Annotated in this window: 2 protein-coding genes; one reads left to right on the top strand and one right to left on the bottom strand. The window is 56.8% G+C overall.

What is annotated here, in order from left to right; all coding sequences use genetic code 11:
- Positions 1-367 (top strand): TOBE domain-containing protein (locus A3AY_RS0108725; protein WP_018325298.1); only part of this gene is annotated, 367 nt, incomplete at its 5' end.
- Positions 368-984: 617 nt separating this feature from the next.
- On the opposite strand, the gene A3AY_RS0108720 is transcribed toward A3AY_RS0108725, so the two are convergent.
- Positions 985-1376 (bottom strand): FAD-dependent oxidoreductase (locus A3AY_RS0108720; RefSeq protein ID WP_018325297.1); only part of this gene is annotated, 392 nt, incomplete at its 5' end.

Below are 1376 nucleotides of genomic sequence, written 5' to 3'. Positions count from 1 at the left end.
TGGCGAATCCAACATGATTCCATGTCGGGTCGACCTGATTGAAAACGGAGCAGGCAAGGTTACCGTGGCCGGCAATACACCGGGGGCGGCGCAGTTGTCTGGGCAGACCGACGGTGATAACGGCTGGTTGTTCGTTCGGCCAGAAAATGTCGAGATCGACCTACGTTCGGCGGTGGTGGATTTGCCCAATGCACTTGACGGAATCGTCGAAAACGCACTGTTCCTGGGGGAAATGACGCGATACCTGGTCCGCTGTGGCGATGAAACCATCACGGTGAAGCGGCAAAACCGGGGGCAGACTCACTTTGCTGGTGGCACGCCTGTGACGGTGTCGTGGAAAGCTGAAGATTGCACGGTCTTGAACTAGGCGTATGTCGTGAAACTTCTTTGGTGCCTAGCTGAAGCGATAATGAAGACGTCGCTTCAGTAACCGTTCCGAAATCACTGCCCTGTGATTTTTGGCCGGTTGAGCTGTTTGAATGATCGTCTCACAGTCAACGAGCACGCTGTTCGTGTAGTCACGGCGCCGGCGCCACAGGGGGACGAACCTGAGCCTGAACGAAGGGCAGTACAAGCCTGGCGGACGAATGACGAGACGCCGGAACGCACTGAGCAAGTGGAAGTCCCGGGTCAGTTCATCGCGGAAATCAACAGACCCGCACTGCCCACTGCCGGGAATATTCCGTAGCATCCCACGCAAATCCAGGCCCCTCGAGTCCGCTCGCTGAGACTGAACGACTGAACTCATATTTTTCTAACTCCCTGAGAGGGCAGTATCTAATCGTCCTCGCCAATCCGCAATGTCAGGCAACCGAGCTTCGATAAGCGGTTAGCGCTGGGCAAGGCCTACGACCGGGGCCGTGCCCGCGACGCGCAACTCCGTGGTTCGTGGTCGAGCACTCTTGGACGCTTCGCCTCCGAATGCGCACTTGAGGAGCTATCACGGGCCGAAGAGACCGCGTAATCTTCGAGTGACGAACTCGCCTACAGCATATAGTTCCTGGGATCGACGCTGTTGGTTAACACCCTTCCATGCGTTACGAGTTCTGCTGTCATTTTTGCCGAACCGCAGGACATCGTCCATCCAAGCGGGCCGTGACCCGTATTGAGGAAAAGGTTCTGGTACGGCGTTGGACCCACGATTGGAGGTCCACCGGGCGTCATCGGGCGTAATCCGGACCAGTTCAAAGCCGAATTGACGTCGACGTGCTCAGCCATGGAAGGCAGAATTTTCAGAATGTCGTCGAGGACGCGGCGGCCTTCCTTCGGATCGATTTTCGTATTGTAGCGCGCGAATTCTGCTTTCCCACCCATGCGCAGGCGATCTCCCATCGGAACCATCATCGCATGATAGCCATCGTCCATAACCGGGCGTG

Origin of the sequence: Rhizobium giardinii bv. giardinii H152, assembly GCF_000379605.1 — a bacterium.
Lineage (GTDB): Bacteria > Pseudomonadota > Alphaproteobacteria > Rhizobiales > Rhizobiaceae > Pararhizobium > Pararhizobium giardinii.
This window is presented reverse-complemented; position numbering and strand designations above follow the sequence as displayed.